At 56.4% G+C, this 1,194-nt stretch carries 1 protein-coding gene; it reads right to left on the reverse strand.

What is annotated here, in order from left to right:
• Positions 1 to 188: 188 nt before the first annotated feature.
• On the reverse strand, positions 189 to 1,194 hold a 1,006-nt coding region (locus tag A3220_RS16440), incomplete at its 5' end, for an RNA-guided endonuclease TnpB family protein (protein ID WP_062376026.1).

Below are 1,194 nucleotides of genomic sequence, written 5' to 3' on the forward strand. Positions count from 1 at the left end.
GGTATTACCGTTGACATCCTCCCCTCCCTCAGCTTGCGCTGCCGCCTTGCAGCGGAAAGGAAGGGGATTCCCAGGTCGTTACCTTCCTGGTTCCTGCTTCGATGTTCGTTGCCTTCAATGCCTTGGCACTGCTGGTCTTACACAAACTCCACAGGCGTACATTCCCGAGTGCCCCTCGGTATGATCTTTCAACCATCTGCACCGGCTAATAGCGCGGTGCCTGCTTGCAGAATGTTGCGGGCCGCATTCACGTCGCGGTCGATGCCCTGAGTACCGCAATCTGGGCAGTCCCAGGTGCGAACATTCAGCGGTAGTGATTCCAGCACAAAGCCGCAGCTATGGCAGCGTTTTGAGCTTGGGTACCAGCGATCAATCTGGACAAACTGCCTTCCCGCCCAGGCCGCCTTGTAGTCAAGCTGGCGAACCAACTCCCCCCAGCCAACATCACTGATGGCGTTAGAGAGATGGCGGTTTTTGACCATGTTCTTCACCTGCAAACTCTCCGCTGCAATCACTTGGTTCTCGTTAACGATCTGGCGGGTGAGTTTATGCAGGTGGTCACGGCGCGTGTCAGCGATCTTGGCGTGACAGCGAGCGACCTTTAACCGTGCCTTGGCTCGGTTGTTCGAGCCTTTTTGCTTACGGCTGAGGCGCCGCTGCGCCTTCGCTAGCTTTCGGGCATAGCGGGCAGTGTGGCGGGGATTATTCACCCGATGGCCGTCACTGGTCACGAACAGGTCTTTGATCCCCAGGTCGATACCGACCATCTTGAACGTAATTGGCAGCGCCTCAGTGTCTACCTTGCACAGACAGCTAATGAAGTAACGGCCTGCTGCATCCTTGGATACCGTCACTGTGCTCGGTGCCGCAGGCAGGTCGCGGCTCCAGCGGATGTTTAGCGGTTCACGGCACTTGGCGAGCGTGATCTGCCCGTCACGGTACGAAAATGCCGAACTGGCAAAGGTGGCTGACTGCCGGTGCTTCTTCGATTTAAAGCTGGGGTACCGCGCCCGCTTGGCAAAGAAATGCTTGAACGCACTTTGTTGATGGCGCAAGCATTGTTGCAGTGGCACCGAACTAACCTCGGCTAGAAAGGCGGTGTCCGGCTGCTTCTTTAACTGTGTTAGGAACGCGCTGGCATCGTTATAGCCGATCTTTTCCTGACGCTGATAAAACGCGTCTGTTCCATGGTAA

It is taken from the genome of Halomonas sp. KX33721 (assembly GCF_001596805.1).
GTDB classification, from domain to species: Bacteria; Pseudomonadota; Gammaproteobacteria; order Pseudomonadales; family Halomonadaceae; genus Vreelandella; species Vreelandella aquamarina.